At 29.3% G+C, this 16,812-nt stretch carries 16 protein-coding genes and 1 other annotated feature; of the genes, 5 read left to right on the top strand and 11 right to left on the bottom strand.

Going from position 1 to position 16,812, the window contains the following annotated elements; genetic code table 11:
• Positions 1-24 precede the first annotated feature (24 nt).
• From AWT65_RS00165 to AWT65_RS00115, 11 genes are all read right to left on the bottom strand, one after another.
• Positions 25-210 carry a DNA-directed RNA polymerase subunit omega gene (locus AWT65_RS00165; protein WP_066728081.1) on the bottom strand — a complete coding sequence of 62 codons (186 nt, stop codon included), beginning with the start codon at positions 208-210 and terminating at the stop codon, positions 25-27.
• Positions 194-763 carry a guanylate kinase gene (gene gmk / locus AWT65_RS00160; RefSeq protein ID WP_066728079.1) on the bottom strand — a complete coding sequence of 190 codons (570 nt, stop codon included), beginning with the start codon at positions 761-763 and terminating at the stop codon, positions 194-196. Before gmk ends, AWT65_RS00165 begins: the two co-directional genes overlap by 17 nt.
• Before the next feature lie 8 nt (positions 764-771).
• A complete protein-coding gene (rpoC, locus tag AWT65_RS00155; RefSeq protein WP_066728077.1) occupies positions 772-4,743 on the bottom strand; it encodes a DNA-directed RNA polymerase subunit beta' in 3,972 nt (1,323 codons plus the stop codon).
• 13 nt (positions 4,744-4,756) lie between these two features.
• A complete protein-coding gene (gene rpoB / locus AWT65_RS00150) occupies positions 4,757-8,194 on the bottom strand; it encodes a DNA-directed RNA polymerase subunit beta (RefSeq protein WP_066728075.1) in 3,438 nt (1,145 codons plus the stop codon).
• Positions 8,195-8,327: 133 nt separating this feature from the next.
• Positions 8,328-8,696 (bottom strand): 50S ribosomal protein L7/L12, encoded by a 369-nt coding sequence (rplL, locus tag AWT65_RS00145; RefSeq protein WP_066728073.1) that lies wholly within the window; start codon positions 8,694-8,696, stop codon positions 8,328-8,330.
• Positions 8,697-8,716: 20 nt separating this feature from the next.
• Entirely contained in the window at positions 8,717-9,199 is a 483-nt protein-coding gene (gene rplJ / locus AWT65_RS00140) for a 50S ribosomal protein L10 (protein WP_066728071.1), read from the bottom strand.
• 15 nt (positions 9,200-9,214) lie between these two features.
• Positions 9,215-9,329, bottom strand: a sequence feature (ribosomal protein L10 leader region).
• Between the two features lie 20 nt (positions 9,330-9,349).
• Positions 9,350-10,498: an MFS transporter gene (locus AWT65_RS00135; protein WP_198142919.1), complete on the bottom strand. Its 1,149-nt coding sequence runs from the start codon at positions 10,496-10,498 to the stop codon at positions 9,350-9,352.
• Between the two features lie 106 nt (positions 10,499-10,604).
• Positions 10,605-10,937: an SdpI family protein gene (locus AWT65_RS00130; protein ID WP_066728068.1), complete on the bottom strand. Its 333-nt coding sequence runs from the start codon at positions 10,935-10,937 to the stop codon at positions 10,605-10,607.
• 63 nt (positions 10,938-11,000) lie between these two features.
• The gene (locus AWT65_RS00125) at positions 11,001-11,921 is read right to left on the bottom strand and encodes a carbon-nitrogen hydrolase family protein (RefSeq protein ID WP_066728067.1); all 921 of its coding nucleotides are present in this window, start codon (positions 11,919-11,921) and stop codon (positions 11,001-11,003) included.
• A gap of 129 nt (positions 11,922-12,050) precedes the next feature.
• Complete coding sequence (tnpB, locus tag AWT65_RS00120) at positions 12,051-13,154, bottom strand: IS200/IS605 family element RNA-guided endonuclease TnpB (protein ID WP_066728065.1); 1,104 nt, start codon at positions 13,152-13,154, stop codon at positions 12,051-12,053.
• A 17-nt stretch (positions 13,155-13,171) separates the two neighbouring features.
• The gene (locus AWT65_RS00115) at positions 13,172-13,369 is read right to left on the bottom strand and encodes a hypothetical protein (RefSeq protein ID WP_066728063.1); all 198 of its coding nucleotides are present in this window, start codon (positions 13,367-13,369) and stop codon (positions 13,172-13,174) included.
• Positions 13,370-13,544: 175 nt separating this feature from the next.
• Between AWT65_RS00115 and rpsO the strand changes: the two genes are divergently transcribed.
• The 5 genes from rpsO to AWT65_RS00090 are packed head-to-tail and all read left to right on the top strand — an operon-like array spanning position 13,545 to position 16,751.
• The gene (gene rpsO / locus AWT65_RS00110; RefSeq protein WP_066728059.1) at positions 13,545-13,802 is read left to right on the top strand and encodes a 30S ribosomal protein S15; all 258 of its coding nucleotides are present in this window, start codon (positions 13,545-13,547) and stop codon (positions 13,800-13,802) included.
• A 54-nt stretch (positions 13,803-13,856) separates the two neighbouring features.
• Positions 13,857-15,224: an MATE family efflux transporter gene (locus AWT65_RS00105; RefSeq protein ID WP_066728057.1), complete on the top strand. Its 1,368-nt coding sequence runs from the start codon at positions 13,857-13,859 to the stop codon at positions 15,222-15,224.
• The gene (rpiB, locus tag AWT65_RS00100) at positions 15,205-15,642 is read left to right on the top strand and encodes a ribose 5-phosphate isomerase B (protein ID WP_066728055.1); all 438 of its coding nucleotides are present in this window, start codon (positions 15,205-15,207) and stop codon (positions 15,640-15,642) included. The genes AWT65_RS00105 and rpiB overlap by 20 nt, the downstream gene beginning before the upstream one ends.
• A gap of 1 nt (position 15,643) precedes the next feature.
• Entirely contained in the window at positions 15,644-15,985 is a 342-nt protein-coding gene (locus AWT65_RS00095; protein ID WP_066728053.1) for a histidine triad nucleotide-binding protein, read from the top strand.
• Positions 15,966-16,751, top strand: coding sequence for a TrmH family RNA methyltransferase (locus AWT65_RS00090; protein ID WP_232292766.1), 786 nt, complete (start codon positions 15,966-15,968; stop codon positions 16,749-16,751). Before AWT65_RS00095 ends, AWT65_RS00090 begins: the two co-directional genes overlap by 20 nt.
• The last annotated feature ends 61 nt before the right edge of the window (positions 16,752-16,812 follow it).

The raw sequence follows: 16,812 nt of genomic DNA, 5'->3' as shown, positions 1-16,812 counted from the left end.
ATTTTCTTTTGTCAACATGATATTTTAATTTTCTTCGATTTTAACCTTATCTTCCATAATTTCTTCAAAGACTATATCCATAACTTTTGATTTTGAAACACCTTCTTGTAGTTTCTTTCTAGCTAATTTCCCACAAGCTATTGCTAATTCATATTTATTAGGAAATTTAGCAAATAATTCATTAACTGTTATTTTATGATTTTTTTTCATCTTTTTCTTCCTCTAGTATAATACTCATTAAATTTTCAATAGAAATTTCTAAGTCTTTATTGACTATTACATAGTCATATTTATCTATATATTTCATTTCTTTTTTTGCATTATTCAATCTCAATTGTATAACATCTTCAGCATCTGTATTTCTGCTTCTAAGTCTTTTTTCTAAGATTTCTTCATTTTCTGTTTTACAAAAAATTAATACTGCATCTTTTTTCTTTTTTTTGACTATAAGTCCACCTTGAACATCAATTTCAAGAAGTACACTTTTACCTTCTGCTAAATTTTTCTCAACTGTACTAACTAAAGTTCCATAATAGTTTCCATGTACTTTAGCATACTCAAAAAATTCATCATTTTTAATTTTTTTCTCGAATTCCTCATTAGATAAGAAATAGTAGTCTTTTCCATCTACCTCTCCTACTCTTGCCTTTCTTGAGGTAGCAGAAATAGATAAAACAACACCTAATCTTTTGCATACTTCCTTAGTAATAGTTGATTTTCCAGAGCCCGAAGGCCCTGAAACAACAAATAATTTACTTTTCATTTAAACTCCTAAAGAATTTCATTTTCATCAATTTCTTCTAATTCTGTAACTTTTAAATCTGCATAATCTTTGAAACCTGTACCTCCTGGTATCTTCTTACCAATTATTACATTTTCCTTTAATCCTTCCAATCTATCAACTTTTCCTTCTATTGCAGCATTTGCTAGAACTTTAGTTGTTTCTTGGAATGAAGAAGCTGAAATAAAGCTTTCAGTATTAACCGCAGCCTTAGTTATACCTTGTATGATAGGTTCATATTTAGCTGGTTTTTTACCTTCTTCTATTTTCTTTTTATTTATATTTTCTATTATCTTTTTATCAACTAATTCATCTTCTAAGAATAAAGTAGATCCTGATTCAAGTATTCTAACTTTTTGGAACATTTGTTTAACGATAATTTCTATATGTTTATCATTAACAGTAACTCCTTGACTTCTATATACACCTTGTACAGATTCAAGTATAAATTGTTGTGCTGCAACTTCTCCCTTAACTCTTAACATATCATGTGGTGATATAGGTCCATCTGTAATTTTAGCACCTTTTTCAATTAGCATTTCATTTGTTACAACTAATCTTTCTCCACCTTGAATTACATATTGTTTTATTTCATTTCCAGTTTCTGGATCAATTATTGAAATACTACGAGCTCCTTTTTTATTCTTAGGATCTTCCTTGAAAATTACTCTTCCACTTACATCTGCTAATAGGGCTTTACCTTTAGGATTTCTAGCTTCAAATAATTCTTGTACTCTTGGTAGACCACCTGTAATATCCTTTGTTCCTTCTGCTGTTTTTAAAATTTTAGCTATTATATCCCCAGAATTAACTTTTTCCTTTTCACCATACATTAAATATGCTCCATAAGGAATACTATATTCTGCAATTTTTTTATTTTCTTCATCATAAATTATTGCACGAGGATTTACTTCATTATTTTCTATAGGTTTAATTGCTAATCTTTCTACAACATTATATTTTATATCTACATTTTCTTTTATATAAATATCTCTATATTCTATTCTACCAGATTTTGTAGTAATTATAGGTGTTTGGAAAGGATCAAATTCTACAATCAAATCACCTTTTTTAACCTTGTCACCATTTTTAAATTTAACTACTGAACCACTAGGAATTTCATATTTATGTTTTCCTATTATTGCCTTAGCTGTTTGAGATGCAACAATTTCTTTTCCTGTTTCATCCTTAATTAATTCTAAGTCAACATATTTTATTTTTCCAGATTCAAATGCCTTATAACTTGATTGAACAGCTGCTGCTTGAGCAACACCTCCTGTATGGAAAGTACGCATTGTAAGTTGAGTACCTGGCTCACCAATTGATTGAGCTGCTATAACTCCTACTGCTTCCCCTTTTAGAATTTCTTTATGATTAGATAAATCTATACCATAACATTTTCTACATACTCCCTTATTTTCCAAAGTACATGTTAATGGACTTCTTACCATAACTTCAGTTATACCTAAATCTTTTATCTTTTTATTAAGTTCATCTGTAATTATAGTATTATATTCTGCTATTACTTCTCCATTATATACTAAGTCTTTTGCTAATCTTCTTCCATATATTCTTTCTGCTAAAGGTTCTATTACTTCACCTGAATCAACTAGATTAGATACTAAAATTCCGACACCCTTGCAACCACAGTCATCTTTTTTAATAATAACTTCATGTGATATATCAACCAATCTTCTTGTTAAATATCCTGAGTCAGCAGTTCTTAACGCTCTATCTGAAGCTCCTTTTCTCGCACCATGTGAAGACATAAAGAAGTCTAATACACTAAGTCCTTCCCTAAAGTTTACTCTTATAGGTTTTTCCATAATTCTTCCTTGTGTATCTGACATTAATCCTCTCATACCTGCAAGTTGACGCATTTGTGCTATACTACCTCTGGCTCCTGAGTTTGCCATCATATATACTGGATTAAATTCATCAAGATTATTCATCATATCATTAGTAACTTTTTCAGTAACTTCTGACCAAATTTCAACTATCTTTCTATATCTTTCATCATTAATGATTTTTCCTTGTCTATATTCTTCTTCTACTTCTTGAACTTGCTTATCTGCTTCTTCAAGTAAACCTTTTTTAGTAGCTGGAATTTCAAGGTCCTCAACACTGACTGTAACACCAGCTAAAGTACCATAGTGGTATCCAAATTCTTTTATTTTATCTAATAATTCAGCAGTCTTTTCTGGACCAAACTTTTTATATAGAATAGTTATTAATTGAGCTATTTGCTTTTTACCATAAGTTTGATTATAGTCTCTTACTTCCTTAGGTAACATTGTTGAAAACATCAATCTACCTGGTGTAGTTTCTATTAATTCGCCATCGATTCTTGCTTTTACAACAGCATGTGTACCAACTTTTCCAGCTTGATATGCTGTTATTAATTGGTTCTTACTTGAGAATACTAAACCTTCTCCCTTTTCACCTTTTCTTGTTGTTGTCATATAGTAACATCCCATAACCATATCTTGTGATGGAACAGCTATAGGTTTTCCACTTGAAGGTGATAATAAATTATTTGTTGATAACATCAATAATTTTGCTTCCATTTGTGATTCAGGTGATAATACCAAGTGGACTGCCATTTGGTCACCATCAAAGTCAGCATTGAAGGCTGCACAAACTAAAGGATGCAATCTCATTGCCTTACCTTCTATTAATACTGGTTCAAAAGCTTGAATAGATAGTCTATGCAAAGTCGGTGCTCTATTAAGTAATATTGGGTGATTCTTTATAATTTCTTCTATTAATTCCCAAACATTTTCATCTTCTTCTTCAACCATCTTTTTAGCTATCTTTATATTAATAGCTAATTCTCTTTTTACCAATTCTCTCATTAAAAATGGTTTATATAATTCTAATGCCATTTTTTTAGGTATACCACATTGACTTATCTTAAGACTTGGTCCAACTACTATAACAGATCTTCCTGAATAGTCAACCCGCTTACCTAATAGATTTTGTCTAAATCTTCCTTGTTTACCCTTTAACATAGATGATAAAGATTTTAATTCTCTATTATTTTGTGATAATATTGCTTTACCTCTTCTACCATTGTCAATTAAACAGTCAACAGCTTCTTGAAGCATTCTTTTTTCATTCTTTATCATAGTTTCTGGTGCATTAATTTCTAATAATTTATACAATCTTGCATTTCTATTTATTACTCTTCTATATAAATCATTCAAATCTGAAGTTGCAAAACGACCACCATCTAATTGAACCATTGGTCTTAAATCAGCTGGCATAACTGGTAAAACTGTTAAAATCATCCATTCAGGTCTATTTCCTGAATTCTTGAAATCTCTTATTACTTTTAATCTCTTAACAAGTTTTTTCTTTTTTTGTACAGAATTTGCTTCTTCTAATTCTTCTTCTAATTTTTCTTCAGCTTTATCAAGATCTATTGCCTTAAGTAGTTCAAGAACACCTTCAGCTCCCATTTTTGCTTCAAAACCTTCACGATTTTGTGTTTTTATTAATTCGTATTCTCTACTTTGTATTACACTTCCTGTAGGATATTCTTTATCCCCATTAATTACTATATATTTTGAATGATAAAGCACAGCTTCTAAATCTTTAGTAGAAATTCCAAGTAATAGACTCATTTTATTAGGTGTTCCTTTTGAATACCAAATATGTGCTACTGGTGCTGCTAACTCTATATGCCCCATTCTTTCTCTTCTTACCTTAGAAGTTGTAACATCTACACCACATTTTTCACACTTTATTCCTTTATGTTTTAATCTTTTATACTTTCCACATGAACATTCATAATCTTTAGCTGGACCAAATATTTTTTCACAGAATAACCCATTTGGTTCAGGTTTTAATGTTCTATAATTTATAGTTTCAGCTTTAGTAACTTCTCCATAAGACCATTCCCTTATTTTTTCTGGAGAAGCTAATTTTATTTGTATGCTATCAAAATCTTTAATACTCATTAAAATAAGCTCCTTACATATCTACATTATTGTCTAATTCAATTTTTTCACCATCTGCACTATATAAATTAATATCTAGTCCTAATGATTGAAATTCTTTCATAAGAACTTTAAATGATTCAGGTGCATCTGCTTCTGGCATTGGTTGCCCTTTTACAATTGCTTCATAACTCTTTGTTCTTCCATTAATATCATCTGATTTAACTGTTAACATTTCTTGTAATACATTAGATGCTCCATATGCTTCAAGTGCCCAAACTTCCATTTCTCCTAATCTTTGACCACCAAATTGTGCTTTACCTCCTAATGGTTGTTGAGTAACTAATGAATAAGGTCCTATTGCTCTTGCGTGCATCTTATCTTCTACTAAGTGATGCAATTTCAAGATATACATATATCCAACTGTTATTTCGCTATCAAATGGTTGCCCTGTTCTTCCATCTATTAATTTTACTTTACCAGTTCTATTAAATCCTGCTTTTTCTAGCATATCTTTAACTTCTTCTTCACTTGCTCCATCGAAAACTGGTGTTGAAATGTGTTTCTTTAATTTTCCTAAAGCCAAACCAAGGTGAACTTCAAGTACTTGACCTATATTCATCCGAGATGGCACACCCAATGGATTTAAGCATATATCTACTGGAGTTCCATCTTCTAAATGTGGCATATCTTCAACTGGTAAAATTCTTGAAACAATACCTTTATTTCCATGTCTTCCTGAAATTTTATCCCCAACTGTTATTTTTCTCTTTTCTGCTACATAAATTCTGATTAATTTATTTACTCCAGCTTTTAAATCATCTCCATTTTCTTTTGATAATTCTAAAACTTCTACTACAGTTCCCTTAACACCATGTGGTAATCTAAGTGAAGTATCCCTTACATCTTTAGCCTTATCTCCAAAAATTGCTCTTAATAATTTTTCTTCTGCAGGTGGTTCTGTTTCTCCCTTAGGAGTAACTTTACCAACTAAAATGTCATCAGGTTTAACATAAGCTCCCACTCTAATAATTCCATGTTCATCAAGATTTCTTAAAGCGTCTTCAGATACATTAGGTATTTCTCTTGTAATTTCTTCATCACCTAATTTTGTTGTTCTTGATTCTATATCAAATTCTTCAACATGTAATGAAGTTAATACATCATCTTTTCTTAATCTTTCTGAAATTAATATCGCATCTTCATAATTGTATCCTTCCCAAGGAATGAAAGCAATTAAGATATTTTTACCTAAGGCTAAATCTCCACCTGAAGTTGCTGGACCATCTGCTAATATTTGTCCTTTTTTAACTTTTTCATTCAAATCTACTATAGGTTTTTGATGCAAACACATAGATTGATTTGATTTTTCAAAGTTTAATAATCTATGTAGATATTCTTTACCTTTTTTGTCTGTTACAATAATTTTCTTAGCATCTACTGCTGTTACAATACCACTTGCTTTAGAACATATTACTGCTCCTGAATCTATTGCTACCTTTCTTTCTAGTCCAGTTCCTACTAATGGAGCTTCTGTTTTAAGTAAAGGTACTGCTTGTCTTTGCATATTTGAACCCATCAAAGCACGGTTGGCATCATCATGTTCCAAGAATGGTATTAATGCTGCTGAAACAGAAACTAATTGTTTAGGAGACACATCCATTAAATCTACCTTTGTTTTATCTATTGTAACTATTTCATCATCATATCTACATACAGGATTAGTTAATAATCTTCCTTCTTCATCTATAGGTGTATCTGCTTGTGCTATAAATAGTCCTTCTTCTTCATCTGCACCTAAATATTCAATTTTATCGAAGTTGGCAACTCCATTTTCTACCTTTACATAAGGTGTTTCTATAAATCCATATTTATTAACCTTACCATAAGTTGAAAGTGATGCTATAAGCCCTATATTTGGTCCTTCTGGAGTTTCAATAGGACAAATTCTACCATAATGCGAATTGTGTACATCCCGAACTTCAAACCCAGCTCTATCTCTTGATAAACCTCCAGGTCCTAAGGCCGATATTCTTCTTTTATGTGTTAATTCACTTAATGGATTAGATTGATCCATGAATTGTGATAATTGCCCACTACCAAAGAATTCAAGAATTAAAGCATTTAAAGGTTTAGTATTAAGTAAGCTTTGTACAGATAAAGCCTTTAAATCTTGTATAGTTGTCATTTTTTCCTTAGCCATTTTAGCTAATTTAATCATTCCACCTTTTATTTGAATAGCTAATAGTTCTCCTACACCTCTAACTCTTCTATTTGATAAATTATCTATGTCATCTGTTACACCATTACCACTAATTAATTTCTTAATATAATTTACTGTTGCAACAACATCTTCTTTTTTCAATACTACATCTGTATCTGGTAAATTTAATTTAAGTCTTTTATTTATCTTATATCTTCCTACATTTGCTAAATCATATCTTTGTACATTAGTAAACATAGGTATAATCAATTGCTTTGCACTTGAAACAGTTACCAAATCTCCTGGTCTTAATTTTCTATAAATTTCAACTACAGCTTCGTCAGAATCTCTTGTTAAATCTAATTGTATTGAATTTGCTAAAGGTATATCTTCTGGTTTAACTTCCCATATTTGTATAGATGGTTCTTTTAAATCTATTAATCTTTGTATAGTTGTTTCTCCTATTCTCTTACCTATTTCAACTATAAATTCTCCAGTTTCTCCATCTATCTTATCTTCTCTTGAAAAAGATCCTTCTAATTTTGATTTTATAACACTTAGCATTTCATCTTTATGATATTTATAGATTTCTGTTAAGTCTATTGTTTTTTCTTCAAAGAATTCTGACATTATTTCAATATTATCATGGAAAAATTCAATTGCTTTCATAAAAACTGTTGCTGGGACTTTTTTTCTTCTGTCAATTTTTACATTTAAAACATCTTTTTTGTCTACTTCAAATTCTAACCAAGTTCCTTTATATGGGATAATTTTACCAACAAATAAGTCTTTACCTGTTTGCATATCCATTTCCTTATTAAAAGTTATCCCTGGTGCTCTATGTAATTGTGAAACTACAACTCTTTCTGCTCCATTTATTATGAAAGACCCTTTATCAGTCATTATTGGTATTTCACCAAAGTGAACAAATTCTGATGGTATCTCCCCATCTTTATTCTTTAAAGTAAATTTAACTTTTAATTGTCCTGAATAAGTTTTTCCTCTTCTTTTGCATTCAAGTTCATCATTTAATGGTTCATCATTATCACGAATTTCATAACTTGAATATTTCAATTGAATATCACCATGTGATATTTCCCCAAATATTTCCCTGAAGATTGCTTCTAAACCTTTAACTTCTCTTTCTTCAGGCTTAACTCTAGCTTGTAGAAAATCTTCATATGAATCTATTTGAAATTCAAGAAAGCTAGGCATTTGTCCTCTGTCTTTAATCTTACCGAAACTGTATCTTTCTATCAGTTTACTCATTTATTTCCTCCCATAAAAGATGCTTAAAATATTTTAAAAATATAAATTAACGATTTTTTTGAAAATTTTTGAAATGCACAAAAGACACTCTACACCTATACTATTGTAGAGTGTCTAAATATATGTTAGTTTATTACTTAATTTCTACAGTAGCTCCTGCTGCTTCTAATTTAGCCTTAATTTCTTCAGCTTCTTCTTTAGAAACACCTTCTTTAACTTTAGCTCCTGCTGTTTCTGCTAATTCCTTAGCTTCTTTTAATCCTAATCCTGTAATTCCTCTTACTTCTTTAATTACATTAATCTTTGAAGCACCTGCTGATGCTAATATTACATCAAATTCTGTCTTTTCTTCAGCTGCTGCTGCACCTGCTGCTGCACCTGCTACTGCAACTGGTTGTGCTGAAACACCAAATGTTTCTTCAATTGCTTCTACTACTTCTTTTAATTCTAAAACACTCATTGCTTTTAAATCTTCTATAAATTGTTCTTTATTGAACGCCATAATATTTTCCTCCTATTTTATTATTTTTGTTCAGCAACATTTGTTAATGCTACTGCTAACATACGAACTGGACTTAATAATCCATAAGCTATTTGAGATAGTAATTCTTCTCTTGATGGTAACTTAGCTAAGGCTTCTATCATTGCTTTATCAACTAAACCTCCGTCAACATAACCACCTTTAATTTCTAATTTGTCTATCTTATTACTATATTCATATATAGTTTTTGATGGTGCTACACCATCTTCATAACCTACAACATATGAAGTTGTACCTTCTAATAAAGTACCATAATCTGCTTCCATTCCAACTTCTTTTAAGGCTAATTGAACTAATCTATTCTTTGCTACGAAATATTCTACATTATTATTTCTTGCAATTCTTCTTAATTCTGTATCTTCATTAACAGTTATTCCCTTGTAATCAACAAAGACTACTGCTTTAGCATTTTCTAATTTAGAAACTAATTTTTTTACTTCGTCAACTTTGTATTGTGCTGGCATACTGTTTCACCTCCTACTTAAACAAAAAAACCTCTAAGCCAGAGGTAAACATATATGCTATATATTCATACTCTACCTCGGTAGGATTTATCTTTGTACCTACTGTCTTTGGCTTTGTTTTTTCTACTTCAAGTTATGTTAGCATATTTTTCAGGCTTTGTCAATAAATTTTCTTTTATTTAAAAAGGCAACTACTAAACCTATTATTGATAGTACTAAGGCAAAAAATAGCATTGCACTAACTCCTTTGCTTTCAAGCAAATATCCTGTAATTGTTGAACCTATCATAATAGAAAAATTAAATGATGATGATTGTAATGAATTTGCAACTTCAACACCCTTTGTAACTTGGTAAGCTGTAGCTGTTTGAAATATACTACTCAAAGATCCAAATTCCAATCCCCATAAGAAAAATACTAAATGTAATAACATTACATTTTTAAAGCCAATGAATATTAAAAATACTACGGCTGTCAATGCGAATAATGTTAAAATCATGATGTGCAAATACTTATCTATAAATTTTATAGTCATAATTACTGAAATTATTGACCCTATACCTATAAAAAATTGTGCCATCGCAACACCCGGATAAGTTGCATTTTTTATAAGATTAGTTATAAAAGTATAAACTCCATAATTAGCACCTACTCCTAAAAAAGTTAATGCAATAACTAATAATACTCCCGGATTTTTAAGCATTGTTATAGGAGAATTACTTTTACTCTTATTTTCTCCTTTGATATTAGGTAATTTAAAATGGCATAATATTCCTATTAGCACTAAAGAAATACCTAAAATTAAAAAAATAGCCCTATAAGTCAATAAATTCCCTATAATAGTCATAATTGGTAAACCAATAGACATCCCTATGGTTATTCCTGACATAATTATTGTAACTGCTCTACCTTCTTCATTTTTATCGACTAATTTCATACCATATGCAGTTATCATAGGCCAAAGTGTTCCAGCACAAAGCCCACCAATTAATCTTCCAAATAACATAAAACCAAATGATGGTGCCAATCCTACAATTAAATTTGAAATAGCAAAACCTGCTAAAAGTGTTGTCAAAAGTTTTTTTCTATCCCAAGAAACTGTAAAAGATATTATAGGTATTCCAAAAATTGCAGATGCTAGTGCATAAATACCTACTAATCTTCCTGTTTCAGAAATACTTTTTCCATATACACTACCTATTTGAGGCAAAAAACCAGTAGGCATAAGTTCACATAATATTGCCATCAAAGTAATACTTGACATAAGTATTAATAGTGATAAATTTTTTTTATTATTCATTTTCCACCCTAAACCTTTCCTTGTATATTATATTACTTTTAATGGCATTTTGTAAATAAAAATAAAAAAGAAGTCTACTATACGACAAGTAGACTTAAATACTATTTCATTTATTGAATTTATTATTAATAAATATACACATAAATACAAAAGCACTTGCACAGATAACTGTCAACATAAGTGCATTCCACTCCATAGGCAATACATTAAAATATAGGACTACTGAAACAAAAATAAATAACACAATCCCTAGAATTATAGAATATTTTCCACAAAGCATATTTATTTTTCTCCAATTTTCTTGATTTTTCATTGAATTTTCTGTTCTTACTCCAGACATATTATTAATAGGTCCATTTGCAATTTTTTTCCAATATGGATATGAGATAATCAATAACATAGGTATTAAATAATCAATTATTAAAAAGAAATATTTCATAATATCCTCCAAATCTTTTTAACTTATTATAATATATTTCACTTATTTTTTCAAAATTACCTCCTAAATATCTTTAAAAGAAAAGTCGAATATATCAGAACGATTATAATGTCCACATTGGTCAAATTCCATTCTTGATTCTATTACTTTTGCCATATCTAGTTCGGCATAAATTATTTCTTCTTTATCCCAAACTGGTTCTGTTAAATAATGACCATAAGGATCAATTATACAGCTTCCACCTCTGCATAAATTTTCATCTAATTTTTCAATTTCAGAATATTCATCTAAATTTTTTGGATAATTAGATTTATTTATTAGCATATTGCAATTAATGTAGTATATGTGCCCCTCTATTGCTATATGTTTTATCGTATCTTGCCATTCTTGATTATCATTTGTATTGGGTGCTATTAAAATAGACATTCCCTGGTTTAATAAAGCAAATCTAGCTAGTAGCATATATGATTCCCAACAAATCAAACTACCTATTTTGCCATATTCTGTATCTAATATAGGTAAATAGTCTTTATTAGCATCAGCATATATTAATCTTTCACTTCCAGTGGGTTTTAATTTTCTATGTCGATAAACCAACTTTCCCTCAGGTGAAAAAATTAAATTTGTATTATATAGACTTGCATTATTTTCATCTTTTTCACTAATTCCAATACTAATATATGCTCCAACTTTTTTTGCTATTTCTTCTAAAATATCAATTTCTTTACTTGGAATACTTATTGAATTATCGTAATATCGTTTAAAATCTGCTCTTGCACTATTTTTTCTACAACCAATTTTAAAGCCAAAATTCATACCATAGGGATAGCCCGGTATAAATAGTTCTGGAAACACAATTAAATCTACTTGTTTTTTACTTGCTTTTTCAATTAAGCTAATAGCCTTACTTAGGGTTGCTTCTTTATCAAACAAAATAGGCTCTGCTTGAATTATTGCAACTTTAGGATTCTTCATTTTCTTCATATTTACTTCCTATCTATATGTGTGAACTACCCATAGTCTAAAGCCTATGGGCTTCCTGCTTCGCTGACCTCGTAACCTACTATCTCCACAGGCGTTAATTTGGGTAGTCCCTACCCTATATTTTTTTTATTACGCTATTTGTCTTAATCCTTCTGCTAATATATTCTTTGCGGCATTGACATCTCTATCGTGTATTTCCCCACAATTTGGACATTTCCATTGCCTTACGGATAAATCTTTTATGTTCTTATTTTGGCAACCACAACAAGAACATAACTGACTACTTGCGTAAAAACTATCTACCTTAACATATATTCTATTGTTCCACTTTGCTTTATACTCTAGCTGTCTTGTAAGCTCATACCATGAAACGTCACTTATAGACTTAGCCAATTTATGGTTTTTTATCATATTTTTTATCTGCAAGTTTTCTGAAACAATCACTTGGTTTTCGCTTATTATTTCACTTGAAATCTTATGAAGATAATCTTTTCTGGTATTTGTTATTTTCTCATGGCATAATGCTATTTGCTTTCTTTTTTTCTGATAGTTCCTGCTCCCTTTTATTTTATGTGCAAGCTGTCTTTGCAATTTTGTAAGATTTCTCTCATACTTCTTTATTGTCTTTGGATTTTCGTATTTTCTCCCATCTGATGTAATACACAAATCCTTTATCCCTAAATCTAAACCTATTTTACCTCTTGTCTCCTGCTTTTTTACATTCTCTGTTTCTACTAAGATTGCTACATAATACTTTCCACTCGGCAGTTGTGATATAGTTGCCGATTTTATTTGCCCTGCAAAATTCCTATGAATTTTTGCTTTTATCTCTTTTAACTTTGGCAACTTTATTCTTTCTCTATCAAAATCTACAGTTATATTCCCATTTGTAAAATTAGTTGTGTAGGATTTATGCCTATCGTGTTTACTCTTAAACTTTGGGTAACCTGCATGCTCTTTGAAAAACTTTTGATAAGCACTATCCATATGATGAATTGCATTTGTTAAAGCAAATTTGTCTACTTCTTTCAGCCATTCATAAACTTTTTTCAGCTCTCTATTGCAATAATTATTACAGTCTGTTTTACTGATAGAGTTTTTTTCTTTTTCATAAGCATCTTTCCTGTATGCAAGGGTCTGATTATATACAAAACGGCAACAGCCAAATGTCTTTTCCAACTGTATTTCTTGCTCTTTACTTGGATAAATCCGATATTTATATGCTTTTAACATTCAGCTTACCTGCCTTTCTACCCTTGATTTTCTATGTATTGCTTTAATATTTCTTCATTTAATTTCCCTGATCTTGCATAAACTTTTTTAAATTTCTTATATACTCTAGCATTTTCAAGAAATGGTTTAAGTTTTTCTACAATACTTTCTTGACTGAATTCAGAACCGAAATTTATCATTGATAATAAGATTAAGAATAAAAATACTTGTTTCATAGTAGCTTTCTCTCCTTTTAAAATATATTAAAATTATACCTTGAAATTTATCTTTATGCCTATACATCTATTTGACAATTTACTTTTTTTATGTTAAAGTAAATATGAATTTTTTCTCAGAATATATCCGCCAAATATATTCTTAGATTAAATAATATTTAAAGGAGGAAGGCAAATGAAATCAACAAAAGAATTAATTGCAGAATTTGGTAAAAATGAACACGATACAGGTTCATCAGAAGTACAAATAGCTATTTTAACAGAAAGAATTAACCACTTAACTGCTCATTTAAAAATCCATCCAAAAGATGTTCACTCAAGAGTTGGACTATTAAAAATGGTTGGTAAAAGAAAAAGAATGTTAAACTACATCAAAACTAAGAGAATTGATGATTACAGAGTTCTTATTGAAAAATTAGGATTAAGAAAATAGTAAAAAAGAGCAACACTAAGTGTTGTTCTTTTTTCATTGAAAGGAGAGAAATTATTGCGTAAAAAAGTAGATATATTATCAGGTAATATTGCAACAAATTTATTTAAATTAGGTTTGCCTATAGTTCTTACCTCTTTAATATCAATATTATATAATTTGACAGATATAAAATTTATAAGTGTGTATCTAGGAGATAGAGCTGTTGCAGCAGCAGCGGCAGCAACTTTCTTTTTAGTTTTAGGTTTTGCCTTGTTAATAATACCGAAAAATGGTGCACAAATTCTTGTCGCCCAATCCATAGGTGCAAAATTAAATAGAATTGCCCGTAGCTATGCTAGAATTGCAATATTTTTAACTCTTTTATTTTCTGCTTTTTGTGTTTCAGTTGGACTAATCTTTTCGGAACAATTAATTAGATTAGTTGGTATATCTAATCCAGAAATATTACAGGATGCAAAAACCTTTTTAACTTGTTGTTGTCTAGGTATTCCTTTTCTATTTCTTTCTAATACTATTTCTGCTATAATAAGTGCAGATGGAGATACATTTGGTCCTTTTATATTCAACTCCTTAGGGGTAATAATCAATATATTTTTAGATTATTTTTTCCTTGGTGTTTTGAAATTTGGAATTTTTGGTGCCGCAATAGCTACTGTTATGTCACAAATAATTTCTTTTACTTTACTTACAATATATTTTTTATCACCAAAATCTAAGTTTAGAAAAATGAAATTATTCAAGTTAGATCCTTTTAAAATGTATATAAAATTATTCAAAATAGGTTTGCCTGGTGGTATAAGTCAAGCTTTATTCACAATAATAGCCATAATTTTGGCAAATATTATTGCAAGATATGATGAAGAAGTCTTAGCTGTACAAAGACTAGGTGTGCAATTTGAATCTTTTTCTTGGAATATATCTGGAGGATTTTCAAGTGCTGTAGCTACATATATAGCTCAAAATTATGGTGCAAAACAGTTCAATCGTATAAAGAAAGTCTACTATATTTCCCTAAAGGGTATAACAATATTTTCTATAATAATAACCTTAGTGTTTGTAACTTGTGCAGAACCTTTATTCAGAGCTTTTCTTCACAATGAAAGACTTATACAACAAGGTATTAATTATTTAACGATAGTCGGCTTTGCACAAATATTTCAAAGTGTAGAAATAATAACAAATGGTGCTTTCAATGGAATAGGTAAAATAAATGAACCTACAATAATAGGTGTACTAGGTACAGCTGCTAGAATTCCCTTAGCTTACTTTTTAGCTCCTTTATTTGGTATAACTGCTATTTGGTGGGTTATTTGTTCAACAATGATAGTAAAAGGAACTATTAGTTTCATATTATTTATGTATATTTGGAACAAATTTATGTATTTAAAGGAGGAAAAAAAATATGAAAATTGCAATAGGTAATGACCATGCTGCTACAGATTTTAAAAAAGAAATTGTTGCTTTTTTAGAAAAAGAAGGTCATGAAGTTTTAAATTATGGTACAGATGAATATAGTTCTGTAGATTATCCAGTTTTTGCAAAAAAAGTTAGTCAAGCTATTTTAGATAAAAAAGCTGATTTTGGTATTTTAATTTGTGGTACAGGAATAGGTATTTCAATTGCTGCAAATAAAATTCATGGAATTCGTGCTGCTTTAGTAACAAATGAATATTCTGCAAGACTTACAAAACAACATAATAATGCTAATATCATTGCTTTTGGTGCTAGAGTTATGGGTGTAGATTTAGCAATCTCTTGCATAAAAGCATATATGTCAAGTGAATATGAAGGTGGAAGACATCAAAGAAGATTAGATATGTTAGAAAGTTGTGGGTGTTAAAATGGAAACAGTTTTTACAAAAATAATAAAAAAAGAAATTAAAGCTGATATTGTTTATGAAGATGATGATATAATAGCATTTAAAGATATTTATCCAGCTGCTCCTATACATATTTTATTTGTTCCTAAAAAAGAAATTCAAAATTTAGCTTATACTACTGATGAAGATATCCTATTATTAGGAAAAATACAATTAACCATTGCTAAAGTCGCTAGAGATTTAGGTATGGATAAAGATGGATATAGAGTTATTTCAAATATAGGTGATTTTGGAGGACAAACTGTTCAACAAATGCACTATCATTTATTAGGTGGTAAAAAACTTGGAACAAAAATGGACTAATATTGAGTATATAGAAAGCAAAGAAAATAGAAAATACAAATTATTAAAAAAATTAAGTCAAAAAAAATATAGAGATTTGAATAATATTTTCATAGCTGAAGGCGAAAAATTCATAAAAGAGTGCAAAACTGCTTCACACTGTATTATACAAAAAAGTAGATTTGACTATTTTGAAAAAAAATATAATTTAGATAACTTTATTAAAATAACTATACTTAATGATAAATTATTTTCAGAAATTTCTAGTCAAGAAAATAGTCAAGGTATTCTTTTTATACATTCAAAAAATACAATTTCTCTTGATGAAATAAAGGGTGATATTGTTATATTAGACGATGTACAAGATCCAGGAAATATTGGGACAATAATTAGAACCTTAGTTGCACTTAATTATGAAAACTTAATATTAACTAAAGGTAGCTGTGATGTTTACACTCCAAAAGCTGTTCGTGCTTCTATGGGGAGCATTTTTAAATTAAATATTATTTATGCAACTTATGATGAAATAAAAGAATTTATAGAAAAAAATTCATATATTAGTTTTGCTACAAATTTAGCAAAAAATTCTATAGAATATACAAATTGTAAATTAAATAAAGATAAAAATGCATATATTTTTGGAAATGAAGGTGGTGGAGTTTCTAAAACTTTACTAGATTTTTGCAATTACAATGTAATAATTCCAATATCAGATAAGGTAAATTCACTGAATGTCAGTGTCGCTACTGCTGTATTTTTGTATAAAATGAGAGAACTTGAAAAATGAAAGAGAAATTTAATTAATTTATATGACATTTATAATAAAAAAATAAGCTTATTCTAAGATA

The organism is Sneathia sanguinegens, from assembly GCF_001517935.1.
Classification (GTDB): domain Bacteria; phylum Fusobacteriota; class Fusobacteriia; order Fusobacteriales; family Leptotrichiaceae; genus Sneathia; species Sneathia sanguinegens.
Note: the sequence above shows the minus strand (reverse complement) of the source record. Positions and strands in the feature narration are given on the sequence as shown.